This window comes from Thermus sp. NMX2.A1, assembly GCF_000511705.1.
In the GTDB taxonomy this organism is placed as follows: domain Bacteria; phylum Deinococcota; class Deinococci; order Deinococcales; family Thermaceae; genus Thermus; species Thermus scotoductus.
This window is the reverse complement of the sequence record NZ_ATNI01000066.1, coordinates 1-19,886: the sequence shown is the minus strand read 5'-3', so window position 1 is coordinate 19,886 and position 19,886 is coordinate 1. Positions and strand designations below refer to the sequence as shown.

Genomic DNA, 19,886 nt, shown 5'->3' with positions numbered 1-19,886 from the left:
GCCTAGCCCTCCGCATACTGGAGCCGGTACAAGGTGGCATAGTAGCCCCCTTTCTGGAGGAGCTCCTCGTGGGTACCCTCCTCCACCAGGCGCCCTTTTTTGAAGACCAGGATGCGATCCACCCGGCGGATGGTGGAAAGGCGGTGGGCGATGATAATGGAGGTCCTCCCCTCCATGGCCCTGTAGAGGGCCTCCTGTAAGCGCCTTTCCGTTTCCGAATCCACGTTGGCCGTGGCCTCATCCAGGATAAGGAGGATATCCGGGTTGGCCAGAAGGGCCCGGACCAAGGCCAGAAGCTGCTTTTCCCCCGTGGAAAGCCCTGCCCCCCTCTCCCCCACCCGGGTGTGGTAGCCCTGGGGTAGGCGCAAAATGGCCTCGTGCACCCCCAAAAACCGGGCCACCTCCACCACCTTCTCCTCGGGGATGGTCTCGTCAAAAAGGCGCAGGTTGTCCAGAATGGTGCCCGAGAAGAGGAAGGGATCCTGGAGCACGATCCCCACGTGCCGCCTTAGGTCCTCCTGGCGGTAGTTCCGCACATCCTCCCCATCGATGAGCACCCGGCCCCTTTGGGGGTCGTAGAAGCGGGCGATGAGGCTCACCACGCTGGTCTTGCCCGCCCCCGTGGCCCCCACCAGGGCCACCTTCTCTCCCCTGGCGATGCGGAAGGAAACCCCCTTGAGCACCCAGTCCTTGTCCGTGGGCTCCACGCCCTTGGGGGTATAGGCCAGCCAGACCTCGCGAAACTCCACCTCCCCCCGGAAGCGGGCGATGGGCTTGGGGTTTTCCGGGTCCTTGAGCTCCTCCTCCGTGTCCAAAACCCCGAAGATGCGCTCGGCGCTGGCCATGGCTCCCTGGAAGAGGTTGAACTTATCCGAAAGGTCCTGCAGGGGCTGGAAAAGCTGGCGGGTGTAGTCCACAAAGGCCACCAGAAGCCCCAGGGTGGCCACCCCCCGCACCACCTCACCCCCGCCGTAGAAGAGGAGGCCCGCCACCGCCAGATCCCCCAGGAACCCCACCACGGGAAAGAAGAGGGCAAACCAGCGCACGATCTCCACCCAGGCCCTAAGGAGGTCCCGGCTCAGGCGGTCAAACTTCTCCTCCCGTTCCCTTTCCTTCACGAAAAGCTGGATGGTTTCCACCCCGGAAAGGTTTTCCTGCAGGGCGGCGTTCAAGCGGGCCAGGCGCAGGCGCATCTCCCGGTAAGCGGTGCGCATGCCGTTCCGCACCCAGGCGGTGACCCAGAGGAGCACGGGCACCACCAGGAGGACCACCAGGGTGAGCTTGGGGCTTAAGACCATCATGAAGGCCAAGAGGCCCAGGATGGTAAAGAAGTCGGCGATGACCCCCACGAGCCCCCCGGTGATGAACTGGTTGATGGCGTCCACGTCGGAGGTGATGCGGGTCATGAGGCGGCCCACGGGGTTTTTGTCGTAAAAGCCCGGGTGGAGGCGCATGAGCTTGCCGAAGAGGGCGCTCCTTAAGTCGAAGAGCACCCTTTGCCCCACCCACTGGATCAGGTAGGTCTGGCCGTAGGTGGCGGCGAAGTTAACCCCCCGCACCAGGAGGAAGCCCAGGCTCACCCAAAGGAGAAGGGCAAAGCGCTCCGCCAGGGGCTTGGCTTCCTTGGGAACCAGGGCCCCGTCGATGGCCCACTTGAAGAAGAGGGGGGTGAGGGCGGCGGTGAGGGTGGTGAGGAGGAGGAAGAGAAGGGCCAAGGCCACCTGGGCCCGGTAGGGCCTCACGTACTGGAGGATGCGGGCGAAGAGGACCCGGTCAAAGGCCTTGGTGTAGGCGTCCTCCTGCTCCCTATGGGAGGCATCCTGGCTCATCCCTCCACCTCCCCTTCCACCTCCATGCGCTGGATGCGGTCCAGCTCGGCATAGAGGCCCCCGGCCTCGAGGAGGCTTTCATGGGTGCCCTCCTCCACGATCCTTCCCTCGTCCAGAACGATGATCCAGTCCGCATGGCGCAGGGTGGCGGTGCGGTGGGAGATGAGGAAGGTGGTCTGGCGGCCCAGGACCCCTTTCAAGCCCTGAAGGATCCTGGCCTCGGTTTCCGTGTCCACGGCGCTTAGGGCATCGTCCAGGATGAGGATCTTGGGCCCCTTGGCCAAGGCCCGGGCCAGGGCCACCCGCTGCCGCTGGCCACCCGACAACGTCACCCCCCGCTCCCCCAGCACGGTTTCGTACCCCCTGGGGAAGGCGAGGATCTCCTCGTGGATGCCGGCAAGCCTCGCCGCCCACTCCACCCGCTCCCGATCCAGGGTTTCCAAACCGAAGGCGATATTTTCCAGAATAGTTTCGCTAAATAGGAAGGGCTCCTGGGGGACCACCCCCACCGCCTGGCGCAGGGTGGCCAGGGGGATCCTCCGCGCCTCATACCCCCCCACGTAAACCCGTCCCTCCGTGGGGTCCAAAAGGCGGGGTACGAGGGCGGCAAGGAGGCTTTTCCCCGAGCCCGTGCGCCCGGTGATCCCCAGGGTCATGCCTTCGGGGACGGTGAGGGTGAGGTCTTTAAGAAGCCAGCGCCCATCCCGCCAAAGCCCCACCCCCTCGAGGCGCACCTCCCCGGAAAGATCGGCCACGGAAAGGGGCAAGGGATCCTCGTCGCGAACGGCGGGCTCCCGGTCCAGAAGCTCCAAAAGCCTTTTCAAGCTGGTAAAACCCCGCTGGTACATGGCCATCACCCAGCCGAGGCCCAGAATGGGCCAGGTGAGCTGGGCCAAATAGGCGTTGAACTGCACCAGCTGGCCCACGCTCATCTCCCCCCGGACCACCATCCCCCCGCCCACCCAGAGGACGGTGAGAAAGGCAAACCCCATGAGAAAGCCCAGCAGGGCCTGCATGGGCCCCTCCACCTTGGCCAGGGCCAGGCTCTTGCCCATGTAGATGCGGTTCAGCTCCTGGAAGCGGGATAACATGCGCCCTTCCAGGGCATACCCCTTCACCACCCGGATGCCGCTGAAGGCCTCCTGGGCCAGGGTGCTGATCTGGTCAAAGGCCTCCTGGGCCTCCCGGTAGCGGCGGTCGATGAGGCGCAGGAGGTAGAACATGGCCAGGGCGATGAAGGGAAGAATCAGGCTGAGGTAAAAGGCCAGCCTGACGTTCACCGCATACATGGAGAAGAAGGCCAGGAGGACCAGGAAGGAGAGGCGGCTACCCATCATGATCCCCGGCCCCACCATCTCCCGCACCGCGGAGAGATCGGTGTTCAAGCGGTTCATCAGGTCCCCCACCCGGGTGGCGTGGTAGAAGGAGCGGTCCAGGCAGAGAAGGTGGTGGAAGAGATCCTTCCTGAGGTCGTACTCCACCAGGCGGCTGGCCACCACCGCCAGCCGGCGCATGAAGAAGGAGAGAAGGGCGCTGATCCCGGCGGAAAGAAGCAAAAGGGAGGCATAGCGCCCGTAGGGCCCGCCATGACCCAAGGCATCCACGGCCAGGCGCAGGAAGTAGGGGCTCAGCACGAAAAAGAAGATGGAAAGAAGGCCCAGCAGGACTCCCAGGGCGTACCGCCCCCGGTAAGGGTAGAGGTAGGCCCCCAGGCGGCGGAGGGGAGCGACTGACCAACCGGTCATAGCCATGAGTTTACCCCAAATCCGGGCGGGCGGAAAAAAGACCTGGCCACACCGTAGTTAGCCCCCCTGCATTTCCTCCTTCAAGGAGCGCAGGGCCTCCTGCCAGTCCTCCCCCAGGGTGACCAGGCGGTGGGGCTTGGCAAGCCGCCGCACAGCCTTGCGCAAGATCCCGGGAATGGGGGGACAGGTGTAGGAAACCACCAGCAAAAGACCCCTCACCCGGCCCAGGCGGTGGAGGTAGTGGACCATGCCCACCAGTTCCCGGTCGGTGGGAAGGTCCATGGGGAGGAGCCTATCCCCCTCCTCCCTGAGCTTCTCCGGGGGCAGGTCGGGGAAGTAGGGGATGAGCCCCTCCCGGGCCAAAGCCTCCTCCACCGTCCTCCGGAAGGATTCCTCCTCGAGGAGGTAGGGCTGGGCCACCACCCCCACGCTCCCCAGGGGGGTCTTGAGGGGAGGAGGAGGTTTCAAAAGCCCCCGCACCCGGTCCAGGGCCCGCCCCACCAGCATGGGGTTCTGGGTGAGGAGGTGGCCCACCTCCGCTACCCGGCCCAGGACCCTTTCGGAAAGCTCGGCGGGCACCTTGAGCACCGGGGGAAGCCCCGGAAAGTAGCGGAGGAGGGTGGCCTCGAGGTCCAGAAGCCACGGGCACTGCCCCCCACCCTTTTCCGACTCCACCCCTCCTTGGAGGTCGGGAAGGAGCAGGTAATCCACCCCTTGGACCTTCAGGGCCTCCACCTGGGCCAAAAGCTCCTGCACCGGCAGGCAGTAGGGCTGGTGGCGGGCAGGCGGCACCTCCACCCGCACCACCTCCACCCCCAAGGCCTTTAAATACGCTTCCCAAAAGCCCAGGTATCGCCGGGACAGGAAGCCCCTCAGGACACCCACGCGCATACGCCCTATCCTACGCCAAGGGCCTTTAAAAAAGCCAGAAGCACCTCCCGCCCCTCCCAAAGGCTTTGGGGAAGCACCCATTCCTCCGGGGTGTGGGCCCCACCCCCCCGGTACACCCCCAGGGCCAAGGCGGGGATACCCCGTTCGATGGCGGCGCTGGCATCGGTGGAACCCGGCTGGAACTGGGGCCTTTCCCCGATCTTGGCCAGCGCCACCTCCGCTGCCTGCAGAAGCTTAGGCGTGGCGGTGCTCCCCGCAGGCCTCCTTCCCAGGACCTCCAGGGAAACCTCCACCCCGTGGAACCGGGCCGCCTCCTCCACAACCTCCTGGGCCTTGTGGTAGAGGGTGCGAAGCGCCTCCTCCTCCAAAGCGCGGATCTCCAGCAAGGCCGAGGCCTCCTTGGGGATGGCGTTGACCGCCTCGCCCCCCCGGAGGCCGCTGGCGTTCAGGCTGGCCTCGCCCCCCACCTCCTTGAACAGGGTGTGCAGCCGGGAAAGCCCCTCCGCCAGGGCAAACACGGGATTGGGGGTCCCCCTGTCCCCCCAGGCGTGGCCCCCCCGGCCCAGAAGGGTAACCCGGAAACGGACCGAGCCCAAAGCCCGGTCCACCACCCCCGGCAGGTACCCATCCACCGCCACCACCACCTCGGGAGCCAGGGTTTCCACCAGGGCCCGGGCCCCCTTGAGGTTCCCTAGACCCTCCTCCCCCACGGTGAAGCCCCGCACCACCCCGGGCATCTCGGGAAGGGAGAGGAGAACGGCCACCCCGCTGGAGTTGTCCCCCACCCCGGGGCCATAGAGCCTCTCCCCCACCCGCCTCGGGGGCTTTGGCGGCAACACCGTGTCCAGATGGGCGAGGAGGAGCACCGGCCCTCCCCCGCCCACACGTTGCCCAGGCCATCCCTTCGGGCCCTGGGCAGATGGGCGGCCACGAACTCCCCCCGCGCCCCCTCCCCCGCCAGGGGGGAGAGCTCCAGAAGAAGCCGCACCGGGTCCACTACTCCTGGGGCTCGGGTCCGGCCAGCCCCTCCCGGATGGCGTAAAGGGCCGCCTGGGTGCGGTTGTTCAGGTGGAGTTTTTGGAAGATCTCGGAAAGGCGGTTGCGCACGGTCTTCTCGGAAAGCTGAAGCTCGGCGGCGATCTCCAGGTTGGTGTAGCCCTGGGCCACCAGCTTGAGGATCTGGATCTCTCTCTCGGAAAGCTCCGCATGGAGGGGAAGGCTGGACTCCTTCTTGGCCCGAAAGTCCTGGATAATCCGCCCGGCCAACTCAGCATCCAGGAGCACCTCCCCGGCGTGCACCCGGCGGATGGCCCCGATGAGTTCGCTGGCATCCGTATCCTTGAGGAGATAGCCCCTGGCCCCTGCCTTCACCGCCTCGAAAACGTAGGCATCCTGGCGGTACATGGTGAGGATAATCACCTTGGCCTCGGGCCACTCCTTGAGGATGGCCTGGGTGGCCTGCACCCCATCCAGGTTCGGCATCTGGATGTCCATGAGGATGACATCCGGCCTGGCCTCGAGGGCATGCCTTAACGCCTCCCAACCGTCCTTGGCCTCGCCCACCACCCGGAAATCCCCTTCCGCCTCCAAAAGGCTTTTGAGCCCCTGGCGGAAGAGGGCATGGTCGTCCGCTAACAGTACCCGAATCACCCCTCCATCTTAGCGCTGGTGGGCTTGGTGTAGGGTGAAAGGGTGAAGGTTCTCACCGTGGAGAAGCTGGTGCCGGGAGGTTATGGCCTCGCCCGCACCGAGGAAGGAGCCGTCCTCATCAAGGGGGCCCTGCCGGGGGAGGTGGTGCGGGGAAAACCCGTGCGCCGCAAGGGAACCCTTTTCCTGGAGGAGGTGGAGGTGCTCACCCCCCGTCCCGACCGCTACCCCCACCCCCTTCCCCCTTCCGCCGACCTGCCCCTGGCCTACGAAAGCCAGCTTCCCCTGAAGGAAGGCCTGGTGCAGGACGCCCTTATGCGCATCGCCAGGCTTTCCTTTTCCCTGGCCCCCATCCACCCCTCCCCCAGGCCCCTGGGCTACCGTACCGCCGCCCAGTACGCCCGCCATCCCCTGGGGGGCCTGGCCTACCGCCTTCCGGAAACCCAGGAGCTTTTCCCGCTGGAGGAGGACCCCCTTCTGGCCGAGCCCTTAGCCTGGGCCTTCTCCCTTCTCAAGACCTGGCCCTTGCCGGTGGAGGAGGTGGCCTTAAGGGGAAGCCTCCTCGAGGGCCGGGTGCTCCTCGGCCTCATCGGGGGAAACCCGGAAAACCTCAAGCGCCCCGCCAGGGCCCTGGTGCGGGAGGGGTTCGCCGGGGTGGTCTGGGCCGAACCCTCCCCCAAGGGCCGCTTCCGGGGAAGGGTCCAGCCCCTTTACGGGGAAAGGACCCTGCTGGAGCGGTTCGGCCCCCTCACCGCCACCGTGAGCGTGGAAAGCTTCAGCCAGGTGAACCCCTTGGCCATGGGGGAACTCCTGGAGGAGGCTCTGAACCTGGTTTCCGGCGGGAAACGGGCCCTGGAGCTCTATGCGGGAAGCGGCCTTTTCTCCCTTCTCCTGGCCCCCCGTTTCCAGGAGGTGGTGGCGGTGGAGATCAGCAAGGAGGCCGAGCGCCGGGGAGAGGCGGATAGGAGGCGGCTTGGCATAGAACACGTGCGTTTCCACCGGGGGGACGCCAAGGAGGCCAGGAATCTCGGCCGCTTTGACCTGGTGGTCCTGGACCCACCCCGCACCGGCCTTTCCCCGGAGGTGAGGGCCTACCTTTTGAAGTCCCGGCCCAAGGAGGTCCTCTACGTGGCCTGCGACCCCGCCACCTGGGCCAGGGACGTGGGGGAGCTGGTGGGAGGTGGCTACCAACTGGCCTTCGCCCGGCCCTACGACTTCTTCCCCTTCACCCACCACGTGGAGGTCCTCTCCCTCCTGCGGCTAGGGTAAGGGAAGGCCCTGGAAGAAGGGCGCGGGGTCCACGGGGATGCCGAAAAGGCGCACCTCCAGGTGCAGGTGGGGCCCGGTGGAAAGCCCCGTGCTCCCCAAAAGGCCGATGACCTGGCCCCCTTTCACCCTCTCCCCCACCCTCATCCTCCTTTCCGAAAGGTGCCAGTACCCTGTGCAAAGGCCCATCCCGTGGCTCAGGACCACTGCCTCCCCCCGCACCCTTAGCCTTTCCGAAAGCACCACCACCCCTCCGGCCACCGCCCGCACGGGGGTGCCTAAGGGGGCAGCGAAGTCCAGGCCCTCGTGATAGGAGGTGAGAAGGGTGCCGTAGCGCCGACGGGTACCGAAGGCGCTGGTGATGCGCCCACCCTCCAGGGGCTTCAGGAAGCGGGAAAAGGTCAAGGGCCCTTCCCTCGGGCAGGCCCCCACCACCTTCTCCCGCTCCGCCCTCAGACCGGGATCCTTAAGAAGCTCCTCCAGGGATGGGGTCAGGGCCAGGGTTTCCCTGCGGTAGCCTCCCGGGGCCACCTCGAGGGTAAGAGGGCTTTCCTCCCCCTCGAGGACCAGGCGTAAGGGATACCCTTTGGGCTCCACCAGGGCTCCCACGGCTAGAAGAGCCCAGAGGCCCTTCTCCCCGGGCACCAGGGAGTAGCGCACCCCCAAGAACTCCGCATACCCCCAGGTGTATCCCTCCACCCAGAGGGCAAAGGCCCGGCCCTGGATCGGGGGGAAATAAACCAGGCTTCCCCTGGGCAGGGCCACCTCCACCCCGGGGCGCACCCGGAGCACCTGCCCGGCCCGGATGCGGCTGGGATCCTTAAGGCCGTTCAGGCGGGCCAGCTCCTCCACTGTGGTGCCGTAACGGCGGGCAAGGGAAAAAAGGGTTTCCCCGGGGGCCACGGTGTGCCAAAGGGTAGCCCCCTCTAGGTGGCTCCTTTGAGGCGGATTGGGACCCACCTGGGCCAGGGCCAGAAGCCAGAGGACCACCAGGGCCAGAAAGGCGGGCATGGGCTTATCCTATGGGCAAAGGAGCCTATATGGTGCTGATCCTAAACGGACCCAACCTGAACCTGCTGGGCCAGCGGGAGCCCGAGGTTTACGGGAGGACAACCCTCGAGGAGCTGGAAGCCCTCTGCGAGGCCTGGGGAGCGGAGCTGGGCCTAGGGGTGGCCTTCCGCCAGAGCAACTACGAGGGGCAGCTGATCGAATGGGTACAGCAAGCCCATCGGGAGGGGTTCTTGGCCATCGTCCTTAACCCCGGGGCCCTCACCCACTACTCCTACGCTCTTCTGGACGCCATACGGGCCCAGCCCCTTCCCGTGGTGGAGGTGCATCTCTCCAACCTCCACGCCCGCGAGCCCTTCCGCCAGCACTCGGTCACCGCAGGAGCCTGCCGGGGCATTGTCTCCGGGTTCGGGGTGCTTTCCTACAAGCTGGCCCTGGTCTACCTGGCGGAGGTCCTGGAGGTGGGGGCCCCCTAGGGCCCCATCCCCTCCTGGCCGGGGAAGACCCCGGCGGGGAAGTTGCTATACTTAAAGGAGGCGGAAACGCCCAAGGAGCGCTATGTCCCAGGTTCTGCCTGTAGAGATCACCGAGGAACTTAAACAGAGTTTCATCAACTACGCCATGTCCGTCATCGTGGACCGGGCCCTGCCCGACGTGCGGGACGGGCTCAAGCCGGTCCAGAGGCGGATCCTCTTCGGCGCTTACCAGGAGGGGGTGCTCCCGGGCCGGAAGCACGTGAAAAGCGCCAAGATCGTGGGCGAGGTCATGGGCAAGTACCACCCCCACGGGGACGCCGCCATCTACGACGCCCTGGCCCGTCTGGCCCAGCCCTGGAACCTGCGCTACCCCCTGGTGGATGGCCAGGGGAACTTTGGCTCCTTAGACGGGGACCCTCCGGCGGCCCAGCGCTACACCGAGGCCAGGCTCTCCCCCCTGGGGGCGGAGATGCTTCTGGACATCGACAAGGAGACGGTGAACTTCCGCCCCAACTACGATGGCTCCCTTAAGGAGCCCGAGGTCCTCCCCTCCGCCATCCCCAACCTCCTGGTAAACGGGGCGAGCGGCATCGCCGTGGGCATGGCCACCAGCCTTCCTCCCCACAACCTCTCCGAGGTGGTGGATGCCCTGGTGGCCATGATCGACAACCCCGGAATCACCCTCGAGGAGGTCATGCGCTACCTCCCCGGCCCCGACTTCCCCACCGGGGGGAAGCTCTCCCGGAAAGGCATCCAGGAGGCCTACGCCACGGGACGGGGAAGCCTCAAGGTGCGGGCCAAGGTACGCATCGAGGAGAAGGGCCAAAGGCCCATGCTGGTGGTCACGGAAATCCCCTACCAGGTCAACAAGGCGGGCCTCATCGCCCAGATCGCCGCCCTGGTCAAGGCCAAGAAGATCGAGGACATCGTGGCCCTGAGGGACGAGTCCGACCGCCAGGGCCTGCGCATCGCCATAGAGCTCAAGCGGGGGGCAAGCCCCCAGGTGGTCCTGAACCAGCTCTACAAGCACACCGCCTTGCAGACCTCCTTCACGGTGAACCTCCTGGCCATCGTGAACGGGGAGCCCAAGGTCCTCCCCCTTCTCTCCCTCATGCGCCACTACCTGGACCACCGCAAGGAGGTGGTGCGCCGGCGAAGCCTCTTTGACCTCAAGAAGGCCGAGGAGCGGGCCCACGTCCTGGAGGGCCTCCTCATTGCCCTGGACCACATTGACGAGGTCATCGCCTTGATCCGGGCCTCTCAGGATGCCAGCGAGGCCCGAAAGGGGCTCATGGAGCGCTTCGGGCTAAGCGAAATCCAGGCCCAGGCCATCCTGGACATGCGCCTGCAACGCCTGGTGGCCCTGGAACGGGAAAAGCTCTTAGAGGAGTACCGGGAGCTCATGGAGGAGATCGCCCGGCTTAAGGCCATCCTCGAGGAGGAGGGACGGCTTTGGGCCGAGGTCAAGAAGGACCTCCTTAGGGTCAAGGAGAAGTACGGGGATGCCCGGCGCACGGTGATCACCGAGTTCGAGGACAGCTTCAACCCCGAGGACCTCATAGAGGACGAACCCATGGTCATCACCCTCACCGCCCAGGGCTTCCTAAAGCGCCTTCCCCTGGAGAGCTACCGGGCCCAGGGGCGGGGGGGAAGGGGCTGATCGCCGGCAAGACCAAGGAGGAGGACGAGGCCATCCAGGTCTTCGTGGCCCAGGCCCATGAGGACCTCCTCCTCTTCACCAACCGGGGCCGGGTCTACCGCCTGAAGGTCTACGAGCTACCGGAGATGGGCCGGCAGGCCCGGGGGGTGCACGTGAAGACCCTCCTTCCCCTGGCCGAGGAGGAGGAGGTGGCCGCCCTGCTTTCCGTAAGGGGCCTGGACGGGGAGGGCTACCTGGTCTTCGCCACGGAACGGGGCCTGGTGAAGCGCACCGCCTTAAGGGAGTACCAGAACCTGGGGGCGGCGGGGCTCATCGCCATCCGCCTCCTGGAAGGGGATCGCCTGATCGGGGTGGCCCTTTCCGACCCCGAGGACGAGGCCATCCTGGCCACGGAGGAGGGGCAGGCCATCCGCTTCGCCCTGGAGGAGGTGAGGGCCACGGGCCGGGACAGCCAGGGGGTGACGGGGATCCGCTTCAAGAAGCCGGGCGACCGGGTGGTCTCCCTGGTAACGGTGAAGCCCGGGGAGATGGTGGACCTCCTGGCGGTGAGCACCCGGGGCTACGGCAAGCGCACCCCTCTCGCCGAGTACCCCCTGCAGGGCCGGGGGGGAATGGGGGTGATCACCTATAAGGTTTCCACCAAGGTGGGCCGCCTGGCCGCCCTCCTCAAGGTGCGGGGCACGGAGGACCTCCTGGTCCTTTCCAAGAAGGGCCTGGCCATCCGCACCCCCGTGGCCGATATCCGCCAGTACTCCCGGGACACCGCCGGGGTCAAGGTGATGAATCTCCCCGAGGACGACGAGGTGGTGAGCGCCTTTGCCGTGGAGGAGGAGCAGTGATGGAGGAGGTGGTCCTGATCACCGCCCCCAGCGAGGAGGTGGGCCGCACCCTGGCCCGCACCCTGGTGGAGGAGGGCCTGGCCGCCTGCGTGAACCTGGTGCCAGGCCTTACCTCCGTCTACCGCTGGCAGGGGGAGGTGGTGGAGGACCGGGAGGTCCTCCTCATCGTCAAAACCACCACCTTCGCCTTCCCCAGGCTTAGGGAGCGGGTTCTCTCCCTCCACCCCTACACCGTGCCCGAGATCATCGCCCTGCCCATCGCCGAGGGGCACGGGCCCTACCTGGACTGGCTTAAGGAGAACGTGCGGTGACCGCAGGGATTCTGTACCTGCGGGGTTAAGGGGAGCCATGGGGCGGATCCAGCCCATCGCCCGCAGGTTTCCCCTTACCACCCCTATAGACGACCGCAGCGAGTGGCAGAGTCTGCCCCTGGAAGAGCGGCTTGAGGCCGTGTGGGAGATGGCCCTTTTCTGGGCGGAGCGGGAAAGGGAGAAGGCCAGGCGGGAGGGAAGGGAAGCCGAGATCGCCACGGACCGGCTTCTTCCCGTGGCGAGGAAACGCCCCCTGCCAAAACCGTAGCCGGGGACGATTTTTGTAACCCAAAGGTTTACAAAACCGGGAGGGCGTGCTAGCCTAGGGGCAAGGAGGCAGCCATGACCCAGGCCCGCGAAACCGTAACCTTCAAGCCCGGCGAGGTCATCCTGTACCCGGGGGTGCCGGGTCCCCGGGACCGGGTCTACCGGGTCCTCGAGGGGCTCGTGCGCCTCGAGGCGGTGGATGAAGAGGGGAATGCCCTCACCCTGCGCCTGGTGCGCCCCGGGGGGTACTTCGGCGAGGAAGCCTTGGCGGGCATGGAGCGGACGTACTTCGCCGAGGCGGTGACCGAGGTGGTGGCAGAACCCCTCCCCAAGGAACCCCATCCCGAGGAGATCCGCCAGGTGCTCCTCAGCCTGGCCCAGGCCCTTTCCGAGTCCTACCGGCGCATTGAGCGCCTGGCCACCCAGCGCCTGAAAAACCGCATGGCTGCGGCCATCCTGGAGCTGGCGGAAACCCCCTTGGCCCACGAGGAGCCGGAGGGCTTGGTCCTCCGCGCCACCCACGACGAGCTGGCCGCAGCGGTGGGGAGCGTGCGGGAAACCGTGACGAAGGTCATCGGGGAGCTTACCCGGGAAGGCTACATCCGCTCCGGCTACGGCAAGATCATCCTGAAGGACATCAGGGGCCTCAAGGAACTGGCCCAAAGCCGCGGGGACGGGCGCTAAGAGCTACCCCACACGGCCTTCCCCCGTGTGGGGAGCCCGGGTAAACCTTGCCGCCAGCCCGCCCCCACGGAGGATTTTCCCGTAAACTGAAAGCCATGCGCCTGCGCCAGAGGTTCCTCACCGGGCTGGTTACCCTTCTTCCCCTTCTGGTCACCCTCTACTTCCTGGCCTGGGTCTACACCTATTCCGGGGGCTACATCCAGAGCTTCCTGCGCCTCCTGAACCTCGAGGTGCCCCGAACCTACCAGCCCCTCCTACCCTTCGTGGGGCTCTTCCTGGCGGGGGTGCTCATCTACCTGGTGGGCACCGTGGCGGAAAACTACCTGGGCCGAAGGCTCATCGTCTCCCTGGAGCGCTCCCTTCTTCTCTTCCCCATCGTGCGGGACATCTACAAGGCGGTGCAGCAGATCACCCACACCCTCTTCGGCCACCAGGAGGTGAAGTTCAGCCGGGCCGCGGTCATCGAGTACCCCCGGAGAGGGCTTTACACCCTCTGCTTCGTGGTGCAGCCGGTGGATGGCCGCCTTCCCCCCTTGCCGGAAGGGTACACCGCCGTCTTGGTGCCCACGAGTCCTGTGCCCGCCAGCGGCATGGTCATCCTGGTGCCCACGGAGGAGGTCATCCCCTTGGAGATCAGCGTGGAGGATGCCCTCAAGTACGTGGTTTCTGCGGGCTTCCTCCTCCCGGAAAAACCTTCAGGCCCCTTAACCTCCCTCCCACAAAGGGCCGGGCCTCCGGCGTAGAATGGAAGGCGATGCGTTCCCTGGCCCTCCTTCTCCTTTTCCTGGGGACGGTTTTGGCCGCCCTTCCTCCCCTCCTGGGGCCTGGCCTCCCCCCGGGCACGGAGCTAAGGCTTTTCTCCCAGGACCTGCGCATCCTGCACGGGGCTTGGCGGGTGGAGGGCAAAAGGCTGATCCCCCTCTCCGCCCCCATACCCCCCAGGCTGGGCCAGGAGGTGCAGCTTCTTCTGGTGCTCCCGGGGGAGAAGCCCCGCACCTTCCCCGGGGTGGCCGACCGCGGGGATGTGGTCCTCCTGCAGGACAAGGAGCGGGTGAGCCTCCTTAGGCTCCTCAAGGAGGTTTATGGCCTCGCCCCTCCGGAAAGGCTCTGGCCATGAAGCGCATCCTGCTCATCGAGGACGATGCGGAGGTGGCCCGCCTGGTGGAGCTGGAGCTCAAGGAGGCGGGCTTCACCGTGGAATGGGCCAAAAGCGGCATGGAAGGCCTGGTGAAGCACCGCGAACGGAAACCGGACCTGGTGGTCCTGGACCTCGGCCTTCCGGACCTGGACGGGGCCGAGGTGGCCCGGCGGATCCGGGCCACCGACGATACCCCCATCCTGGTCCTCACCGCCCAGGATGCCGTGGAGCGCAAGGTGGGCCTTCTTTCCGACGGGGCCGACGACTACCTGGTGAAGCCCTTTCACCCCGCCGAGCTCCTGGCCCGGATCCAGGTGCAGCTGAGGCACAGGGAGGGAAGCGAGGTCCTGAGCGTGGGACGCCTGGAGCTCTACCCCAAGAGGCGGCAGGTTTTCTTCGGGGAGAAGGAGGTGCGGCTTTCCCCCAAGGAGTTTGAACTCCTCCACCTGCTCATGAGCCGGCCGGGACGGGTGTTTCCCCGGCAGGAGATCGAGGAGAAGATCTGGGGCAAATCCTTGGGCCGGGATTCCAACGTCCTGGACGTCCACGTGGCCAACCTCCGGGCCAAGCTCCGCGAGGCCGGGGCCTACGGCTACCTGCGCACGGTGCGGGGCCTAGGGTATGCGGTGCGCCCGGGAAGAGGCGAGGAGGAAACCTAGCCCGGACCCATGTCCTTCCGGCTTCGGCTTTTCCTGTCCTTCAGCCTTCTGTGGCTCCTCTTTTTGGTGGGAGCCCTGTACCTGGCGGGACAGGGAGTGGAGCGAGCCCTTAGAGGCCACATCGAGGCCACCCTCCTGGAGGATGCCAAGCGGGCGGCGGAGGCTTACCGCAAGGGGCAGACGGGGACCCTCCTCACCACCGGGGGTGTCTACCTGCACCTCTATGCGGAGGATGGGGAGGCCCTGATCCTGACCCAGGAGGCCCACCGCCTTCCCCCTGAGGCCCTGAAGGAAGTGGGGAAGGTTCCCCGGGTCATCTGGCAGGGAGGTTTCGCCGCCGCTTTGGTGCGCACCCCCTTGGGCCTCCACCCTAGCCAACCTAGCCCCTTCGGGGCCCTTATCCTCGCCCTCACCCAGGACACCGCCCCCATAGACCTGGCGCAAAAGGCCTTGAGACAAGCCCTCCTCGAGGCCTTCTTCCTTCTTTTCCCCCTGGGCACGGCCTTGGTCTACCTCACCGCCCGCCTCACCGCCAGGCCCCTGGAGGAAGCCGCCAAGGAGATCGCCCGGCGTAACCCCGAGCGCCTGGACCCCGTTCCCCTCAACCTCCCCAAGGACGAGTTCGGCCGCATGGTGGAGGCGGTAAACAGCCTCCTCTTCGCCCTCAAGGAGGCCAAGGAGAAGGAACGGGCCTTTCTGGCCGAGGCCAGCCACGAGCTCAGGACCCCTCTCACCGTGCTTCTCGGCCACCTGGACCGGCTAGGGCGAAACCCCCAAGACCCCGAAGCTCTTGGGAGCGCCCGGGCCACCGCGGAGCGGATGCGCCGCCTGGTGGAGGACCTCCTCTCCCTGGCCCGGGGGGAGGCGGAGCGCACCTTAAACCCCCACATCGTGGACCTGAAGGCCTTAGCGGAGGAGGCCGCCCGGGAGTATGGGGTGGCCTTTCAGGGGGAGGCCCTAGAGGTCCTCGGGGACCCGGACCGGCTCTTACAGATGCTCAGGAACCTGATCGCCAATGGGGTGCGGGCCGCGGGGAGGGAAGGAGTCTGGGTGCGCCTCAAGCGGGAAGGGGGAAACGCCCTCTTGGAGGTGGAGGACCATGGCCCGGGAATCCCTGAAGACCTCCTTCCCCGCCTCTTTGAGCGCTTCGCCCGGGGACCCGGAGGAGGCACAGGCCTTGGCCTGGCCATCGCCCAGGCCATCGCCAAAGCCCACGGGGGGGAGATCACCGTGGAAAGCCAGCCCGGCCTGACCCTCTTCCGGGTGCGCCTTCCCCTTCTCGAGGAAGAGGCCTAGGGTTAGGCCTAAGGACGAAAGGCATCAAGGGCCGGGTACCCGGTGGAAGGCGTTGAGGAAGAGGGGAAGGGCCTGGGCCCGGGCCTCCTGCTCCCTCAGGGCCTCCTCAAAGGCCAGGGGGTCCATGAGAAGATGGGGTAGCCTGAGCCAGCCCAGGTAGTACTCCCCTGCCTGCCCCGGGTAGGTAAGGCGGGCCTGCTCCTCGGGGAAAAGTAGGGCCTCGAAGGCCAGGGGGGAGGCCCAAAAGGGGGCATGGGCGGTGCGCTTGAGGAACTCCTTGAGTTTTAAGGGATTGCTGAAGAAACCATACCGCAGGCGCTCATCCAGGCTTTCCAGGCGGCCGAACCATCCCTTCTGGACAAGCTCCATACGCTTGAGGCGAAGCCGAGCATACTGGGCCAGGGAAAGCACCTCCTGGGAAAGCCCCAGGGCCACCAGGAGCCTCGAGGCCACCACGTAGTCCTGGTACTCCCGGTAGGGGTCCACACGTCCAGGATGCCACGGGGAAAGGGGATAGGATGGTGGTATGGATCGCAAGGGATGGGTCATGCGGGCGGTGGAGGCCTTGCGCTTTGCCACCTTCAAGGAGATCCAGCGCTACCTGGACGAAGAGGGGGAAGCCTTCTCCAAAAAGGAGCTGGAGGACACCCTGAGGGCCCTGGTAGCGGAGGGAAGGCTGGAGGAAAAAGAGGGTACCTACCGCCTGGCCCGCAAGAAGGGAGGCGGGGAGGCCTTCGAGAAACTCTTCGGGGACTAGCCCAAAGAGGGTGGGGGGGCGTCAGCGGGAGTAGTTGGGGGCCTCCTTGATGACCACCACGTCGTGGGGGTGGCTTTCGATGAGGCCCGCCATGGTCATGCGCACGAAGCGGGCTTTTTGCCGGAAGGTTTCTATATCCGGGGCCCCCACGTAACCCATAGCGCTCCTCAGGCCCCCCACGATCTGGTAGAGGACATCGGCCACGGGGCCCTTGTAGGGCACCATGCCCTCGATCCCTTCGGGCACCAGCTTCTTGGCCTCGGTCTCCCCTCCCCTACCCGGCTCCTGGAAGTAGCGGTCGGCGGAGCCCTGCCTCATGGCTCCCAGGGAGCCCATCCCCCGGTAGAGCTTGTAGCGGCGCCCGTCCTTCAGCACCTCCTCCCCCGGAGCCTCGTCGGTGCCCGCCAGCATGCTTCCCAGCATCACCGAATGGGCCCCCGCCGCCAAGGCCTTGGCTACATCGCCGGTGTACTTGATGCCCCCATCGGCGATGATGGGCACATCCAGGTCCTTTACCCCCGCCACCGCCTCGAGGATGGCGGAGATCTGCGGCACCCCCACCCCGGTCACCACCCGGGTGGTGCAGATGGAGCCGGGGCCGATGCCCACCTTCACCGCATCCGCCCCCCGTTCCGCCAGGGCCCGGGCCCCTTCCCGGGTGGCCACGTTGCCGGCGATGACCTCCACCTTGTCGCCAAAGGTTTCCTTCAGGTAGGTGAGGGCCTCGAGGATCCCCTTGGAGTGCCCGTGGGCCGAGTCCAGAACCAGGACGTCCACCCCTGCCTCCACCAGGGCCGCCGCCCTCTCCGGCAGGTCGCGGCTCGCCCCCACCGCCGCCCCCACCAAAAGCCGGCCCAGGCGGTCCTTGGCGGCGTTGGGGTACTGCTTGCGCTTCACGATGTCCTTTAGGGTAAGAAGCCCCTTGAGCCTACCCGCCTCGTCCACCAGGGGAAGCTTCTCCACCTTGTGCTTGCGCAGGATCTCCTCCGCCTCCTCCAGGGTGGTGCCGGGAGGAGCGGTGATGAGGCGCTCCAAGGGGGTCATGACCTCGGTGACGGGTCGCTTCAGGTTGCGTTCAAAGCGCAGGTCGCGGTTGGTCACCAGGCCAAGAAGCTTCCCGTAAAGGTCCACCACGGGAAGCCCCCCGATGCGGTACTCCCGCATGAGGCGCTCGGCGTCCTCGAGGGTGGCGGTGGGGGGCAGGGTGACGGGATCCTGGATCATCCCCGCCTCCGAGCGCTTCACCTTGCGCACCATGCTGGCCTGGGCCTCGATGCTGAGGTTCTTGTGGATCACCCCAAGCCCCCCTTCCCGGGCCATGGCGATGGCCATCTCCGCCTCGGTCACCGTGTCCATGGCCGCGGAAAGGATGGGGATGTTGAGGTGAAGCTTTTTGGTAAGCCGCGTCCTCACCGAAACCTCCCGGGGTAGCACTTCCGAGTACCCGGGGAGGAGGAGAACGTCGTCAAAGGTGAGGCCTTCGTAGAGGATCTTACCCTCGTACATGTCCTTCAGGCTATACGCCCCCCTGACCTCCCGTCTAGGGCCAAGACCCCGAAGTCCACCCCACGCAAAAGTCCCATTCCTTCGGGGACCCACTTTATCCGTTTATCCGGATACCCATATAATCAGCGCATGGAGCGCCACGAAGTCCCACGGGAAAGCCGACTCCCGGCGGAAGACCTCGAGCACGTCCTTAGGATCTTCTCCGCCCTGGCCGAGGCCACCCGCCTGCGCATCGCTTTAGGCCTTCTGGAAGGCGAGGAAAGCGTGGGCCGCTTGGCCCAACGCTTACAGCTTCCCCAAAGCACCACCTCGAGGCACCTGGCAGTTTTGCGGGGATCGGGGGTGGTGGACGCCCGCCGGCAGGGCACCCAGGTGTTTTACCACCTTAAAAGCCATGTTGCGGACCTCCTCATCCAAGCCTTCGCCCACGCCGAGCACCAACGCCTGGGCCTCCCGGACCATGGAGCCTAGCCATGAGGCCCCTTCCCCGCCTTCTCCAGAGCCTGCGCAACCCCCTCTTTGCCCGCCTGTACGCCGCCCAGACCACCAGCCTGCTAGGCGATGCCTTCACCTGGGTCGCCCTGGCCCTTCTGGCCTTTGAGGTGGGTGGGGCAAAGTCGGCCACTATCCTGGCCGGAGCCCTCACCCTGCGGGTCACGGCCTTTGTCCTTCTCTCCCCGTGGGCTGGGATCCTGGCCGATCGGGTGGACCGGAGGAAGCTGATGGCAGGTGCGGATCTGGGGCGAATGGGAGTGGTAGGGCTTATGCCCTGGGTAAACGAGGTATGGCAGATCTACGCCCTGATGTTCCTCCTCAACGCCCTCACCGCCTTCTTCACCCCCGCCCACCAGGCGGCGCTGCCCCAGGTGATGAAACAGAAAGACTATGCCCAGGCCATTGCCCTATCCGGAGCCACCTACGAGGTCCTGGGAGTGCTGGGCCCTGGGATAGCCGGGGCCCTGGCGGGCCTCCTCGGAGCGCGGAACCTCTTCCTGCTAAACGGGATAACCTTCTTGTTCTCCGCCCTACTCATACTTACCCTGCCGGCAAGCCTCCGGGTGGAACGGGGAAAAACCCCCACCAGCCCCCTGGGCGATATTCGGGAGGGAACCCTTTGGTTGTGGCGGGATGGCCCCATGCGCTATGCCCTGCTCCTAGAGCTTTCGGCCGCAGTGTCCGGGGCCCTGGTATTGGTGGGCACCGTGGGCTTGGTCCGGGGAAGGTTAGGGCTAGGCGAGTTGGAATACGGCTGGACCATGGCTGCCTTTGGCATCGGGGCCACCTTGGCTGCCTTGGCCATGGGCGCTTGGGAAAACCGCATCCCCCGCACCACCTTTGTCCTTCTGGGTGCCTTGGTTTCCAGCCTGGCGGTTCTGCCCGCCGACTGGGCCTCCCTGCACCTGGTCCTTTTCCTATGGGTTCTGGCCGGCGCAGGCCAAAACTGGGTTAACCTGCCCACCCAAGCCCTGATCGCTGACCGGACCCCTGAGGTCCTCCAGGGGCGGGTTTACGGAGCCCACTTTGCCTGGAGCCACCTCTGGTGGGTTCTGGTCTATCCCATTGCGGGATGGTTGGGAACCCACTTCCCTGATAAAGCCTTCCTCTACGGTGGTCTCGTGGCCCTTGGCCTTCTTTTGGGGGTGGAGCTACTCTTTAAATCTTGGAAAAGGCCAAGGTAAAGGGTAGGCTTCATATCCTAGCAGACCCCCCAGCGAGCGCTTCCAACAAGAACCCCCCGGGAATCTCCCCGGGGGACCTGCTGTGGTGGGCGATGGTGGACTTGAACCACCGACCTCACGCTTATCAGGCGTGCGCTCTGACCAGCTGAGCTAATCGCCCCCGCACGCAAAAACTAGCTTAACGAGGGGAAGTCTTTCCGTCAAGATACCAGAGGCCTACCCCCACGG

At 66.0% G+C, this 19,886-nt stretch carries 19 protein-coding genes, 1 tRNA gene and 2 pseudogenes; 13 read left to right on the top strand and 9 right to left on the bottom strand.

Going from position 1 to position 19,886, the window contains the following annotated elements; genetic code table 11:
• Window positions 1-2: 2 nt before the first annotated feature.
• The 5 genes and pseudogenes from TNMX_RS07415 to TNMX_RS07395 all read right to left on the bottom strand — a co-directional run bounded on the left by TNMX_RS07415 (window position 3) and on the right by TNMX_RS07395 (window position 6,115).
• Window positions 3-1,829 carry an ABC transporter ATP-binding protein gene (locus TNMX_RS07415; protein WP_015716413.1) on the bottom strand — a complete coding sequence of 609 codons (1,827 nt, stop codon included), beginning with the start codon at window positions 1,827-1,829 and terminating at the stop codon, window positions 3-5.
• A complete protein-coding gene (locus TNMX_RS07410) occupies window positions 1,826-3,574 on the bottom strand; it encodes an ABC transporter ATP-binding protein (protein WP_038030917.1) in 1,749 nt (582 codons plus the stop codon). Before TNMX_RS07410 ends, TNMX_RS07415 begins: the two co-directional genes overlap by 4 nt.
• Window positions 3,575-3,631: 57 nt before the next feature.
• Window positions 3,632-4,465, bottom strand: coding sequence for a hypothetical protein (locus TNMX_RS07405; protein ID WP_038030915.1), 834 nt, complete (start codon window positions 4,463-4,465; stop codon window positions 3,632-3,634).
• A gap of 5 nt (window positions 4,466-4,470) precedes the next feature.
• Window positions 4,471-5,462, bottom strand: a pseudogene (locus TNMX_RS07400) (M20/M25/M40 family metallo-hydrolase).
• Window positions 5,462-6,115, bottom strand: coding sequence for a response regulator transcription factor (locus tag TNMX_RS07395; RefSeq protein WP_015716409.1), 654 nt, complete (start codon window positions 6,113-6,115; stop codon window positions 5,462-5,464). The pseudogene TNMX_RS07400 and the gene TNMX_RS07395 overlap by 1 nt, the downstream one beginning before the upstream one ends.
• A 42-nt stretch (window positions 6,116-6,157) precedes the next feature.
• Between TNMX_RS07395 and TNMX_RS07390 the strand changes: the two genes are divergently transcribed.
• On the top strand, window positions 6,158-7,381 hold the full coding sequence (locus TNMX_RS07390) for a class I SAM-dependent RNA methyltransferase (protein ID WP_038030912.1): 1,224 nt from the start codon (window positions 6,158-6,160) through the stop codon (window positions 7,379-7,381).
• On the opposite strand, the gene TNMX_RS07385 is transcribed toward TNMX_RS07390, so the two are convergent.
• On the bottom strand, window positions 7,373-8,389 hold the full coding sequence (locus tag TNMX_RS07385; protein WP_038030911.1) for a M23 family metallopeptidase: 1,017 nt from the start codon (window positions 8,387-8,389) through the stop codon (window positions 7,373-7,375). The two genes, TNMX_RS07390 and TNMX_RS07385, sit on opposite strands and share 9 nt — an antisense overlap.
• 29 nt (window positions 8,390-8,418) lie before the next feature.
• Between TNMX_RS07385 and aroQ the strand changes: the two genes are divergently transcribed.
• The 9 genes and pseudogenes from aroQ (at window position 8,419) to TNMX_RS07335 (ending at window position 15,716) form a co-directional block, all read left to right on the top strand.
• Window positions 8,419-8,862: a type II 3-dehydroquinate dehydratase gene (aroQ, locus tag TNMX_RS07380; RefSeq protein ID WP_026329047.1), complete on the top strand. Its 444-nt coding sequence runs from the start codon at window positions 8,419-8,421 to the stop codon at window positions 8,860-8,862.
• Between the two features lie 82 nt (window positions 8,863-8,944).
• Window positions 8,945-11,361 (top strand): annotated as a pseudogene (gene gyrA, locus TNMX_RS07375) (DNA gyrase subunit A).
• On the top strand, window positions 11,361-11,672 hold the full coding sequence (gene cutA, locus TNMX_RS07365; RefSeq protein WP_015716405.1) for a divalent-cation tolerance protein CutA: 312 nt from the start codon (window positions 11,361-11,363) through the stop codon (window positions 11,670-11,672). The pseudogene gyrA and the gene cutA overlap by 1 nt, the downstream one beginning before the upstream one ends.
• 37 nt (window positions 11,673-11,709) lie before the next feature.
• Window positions 11,710-11,940, top strand: a complete 231-nt coding sequence (locus tag TNMX_RS07360; RefSeq protein WP_038030905.1) for a hypothetical protein — start codon at window positions 11,710-11,712, stop codon at window positions 11,938-11,940.
• Between the two features lie 74 nt (window positions 11,941-12,014).
• On the top strand, window positions 12,015-12,623 hold the full coding sequence (locus TNMX_RS07355; RefSeq protein ID WP_038030904.1) for a helix-turn-helix domain-containing protein: 609 nt from the start codon (window positions 12,015-12,017) through the stop codon (window positions 12,621-12,623).
• A 95-nt stretch (window positions 12,624-12,718) separates the two neighbouring features.
• Entirely contained in the window at window positions 12,719-13,366 is a 648-nt protein-coding gene (locus TNMX_RS07350; protein ID WP_038030903.1) for a DUF502 domain-containing protein, read from the top strand.
• 11 nt (window positions 13,367-13,377) lie between these two features.
• Window positions 13,378-13,740 (top strand): hypothetical protein, encoded by a 363-nt coding sequence (locus TNMX_RS07345; protein ID WP_038030902.1) that lies wholly within the window; start codon window positions 13,378-13,380, stop codon window positions 13,738-13,740.
• Window positions 13,737-14,420: a response regulator transcription factor gene (locus TNMX_RS07340; protein ID WP_038030900.1), complete on the top strand. Its 684-nt coding sequence runs from the start codon at window positions 13,737-13,739 to the stop codon at window positions 14,418-14,420. Before TNMX_RS07345 ends, TNMX_RS07340 begins: the two co-directional genes overlap by 4 nt.
• A gap of 9 nt (window positions 14,421-14,429) precedes the next feature.
• A complete protein-coding gene (locus TNMX_RS07335; RefSeq protein ID WP_038030899.1) occupies window positions 14,430-15,716 on the top strand; it encodes a cell wall metabolism sensor histidine kinase WalK in 1,287 nt (428 codons plus the stop codon).
• A 24-nt stretch (window positions 15,717-15,740) separates the two neighbouring features.
• On the opposite strand, the gene TNMX_RS07330 is transcribed toward TNMX_RS07335, so the two are convergent.
• A complete protein-coding gene (locus tag TNMX_RS07330) occupies window positions 15,741-16,202 on the bottom strand; it encodes a hypothetical protein (protein ID WP_015716397.1) in 462 nt (153 codons plus the stop codon).
• A 40-nt stretch (window positions 16,203-16,242) separates the two neighbouring features.
• On the opposite strand from TNMX_RS07330, the gene TNMX_RS07325 reads away from it, so the two are divergent.
• Window positions 16,243-16,473, top strand: coding sequence for a hypothetical protein (locus tag TNMX_RS07325; protein WP_038030898.1), 231 nt, complete (start codon window positions 16,243-16,245; stop codon window positions 16,471-16,473).
• Between the two features lie 21 nt (window positions 16,474-16,494).
• Here the strand turns inward: TNMX_RS07325 and guaB are convergent, their stop codons facing one another.
• Complete coding sequence (gene guaB / locus TNMX_RS07320) at window positions 16,495-17,979, bottom strand: IMP dehydrogenase (protein ID WP_038030897.1); 1,485 nt, start codon at window positions 17,977-17,979, stop codon at window positions 16,495-16,497.
• A gap of 129 nt (window positions 17,980-18,108) precedes the next feature.
• On the opposite strand from guaB, the gene TNMX_RS07315 reads away from it, so the two are divergent.
• Complete coding sequence (locus tag TNMX_RS07315; RefSeq protein ID WP_038030896.1) at window positions 18,109-18,450, top strand: metalloregulator ArsR/SmtB family transcription factor; 342 nt, start codon at window positions 18,109-18,111, stop codon at window positions 18,448-18,450.
• A gap of 2 nt (window positions 18,451-18,452) precedes the next feature.
• Entirely contained in the window at window positions 18,453-19,658 is a 1,206-nt protein-coding gene (locus TNMX_RS07310; RefSeq protein ID WP_038030894.1) for an MFS transporter, read from the top strand.
• A gap of 83 nt (window positions 19,659-19,741) precedes the next feature.
• On the opposite strand, the gene TNMX_RS07305 is transcribed toward TNMX_RS07310, so the two are convergent.
• Window positions 19,742-19,818 (bottom strand) — tRNA-Ile (locus TNMX_RS07305).
• Window positions 19,819-19,886: the final 68 nt, after the last annotated feature.

Excerpts from the sequence above, each read along its gene's own strand:
- TNMX_RS07415 (WP_015716413.1), bottom strand. The coding sequence starts at position 1,829 with ATGAGCCAGGATGCCTCCCATAGGGAGCAGGAGGACGCCTACACCAAG.
- TNMX_RS07410 (WP_038030917.1), bottom strand. The coding sequence starts at position 3,574 with ATGACCGGTTGGTCAGTCGCTCCCCTCCGCCGCCTGGGGGCCTACCTC.
- TNMX_RS07405 (WP_038030915.1), bottom strand. The coding sequence starts at position 4,465 with ATGCGCGTGGGTGTCCTGAGGGGCTTCCTGTCCCGGCGATACCTGGGC.
- TNMX_RS07385 (WP_038030911.1), bottom strand. The coding sequence starts at position 8,389 with ATGCCCGCCTTTCTGGCCCTGGTGGTCCTCTGGCTTCTGGCCCTGGCC.
- aroQ (WP_026329047.1), top strand. The coding sequence starts at position 8,419 with ATGGTGCTGATCCTAAACGGACCCAACCTGAACCTGCTGGGCCAGCGG.
- cutA (WP_015716405.1), top strand. The coding sequence starts at position 11,361 with ATGGAGGAGGTGGTCCTGATCACCGCCCCCAGCGAGGAGGTGGGCCGC.
- TNMX_RS07360 (WP_038030905.1), top strand. The coding sequence starts at position 11,710 with ATGGGGCGGATCCAGCCCATCGCCCGCAGGTTTCCCCTTACCACCCCT.
- TNMX_RS07355 (WP_038030904.1), top strand. The coding sequence starts at position 12,015 with ATGACCCAGGCCCGCGAAACCGTAACCTTCAAGCCCGGCGAGGTCATC.
- TNMX_RS07350 (WP_038030903.1), top strand. The coding sequence starts at position 12,719 with ATGCGCCTGCGCCAGAGGTTCCTCACCGGGCTGGTTACCCTTCTTCCC.
- TNMX_RS07345 (WP_038030902.1), top strand. The coding sequence starts at position 13,378 with ATGCGTTCCCTGGCCCTCCTTCTCCTTTTCCTGGGGACGGTTTTGGCC.
- TNMX_RS07340 (WP_038030900.1), top strand. The coding sequence starts at position 13,737 with ATGAAGCGCATCCTGCTCATCGAGGACGATGCGGAGGTGGCCCGCCTG.
- TNMX_RS07335 (WP_038030899.1), top strand. The coding sequence starts at position 14,430 with ATGTCCTTCCGGCTTCGGCTTTTCCTGTCCTTCAGCCTTCTGTGGCTC.
- TNMX_RS07325 (WP_038030898.1), top strand. The coding sequence starts at position 16,243 with ATGGATCGCAAGGGATGGGTCATGCGGGCGGTGGAGGCCTTGCGCTTT.
- guaB (WP_038030897.1), bottom strand. The coding sequence starts at position 17,979 with ATGTACGAGGGTAAGATCCTCTACGAAGGCCTCACCTTTGACGACGTT.
- TNMX_RS07315 (WP_038030896.1), top strand. The coding sequence starts at position 18,109 with ATGGAGCGCCACGAAGTCCCACGGGAAAGCCGACTCCCGGCGGAAGAC.
- TNMX_RS07310 (WP_038030894.1), top strand. The coding sequence starts at position 18,453 with ATGAGGCCCCTTCCCCGCCTTCTCCAGAGCCTGCGCAACCCCCTCTTT.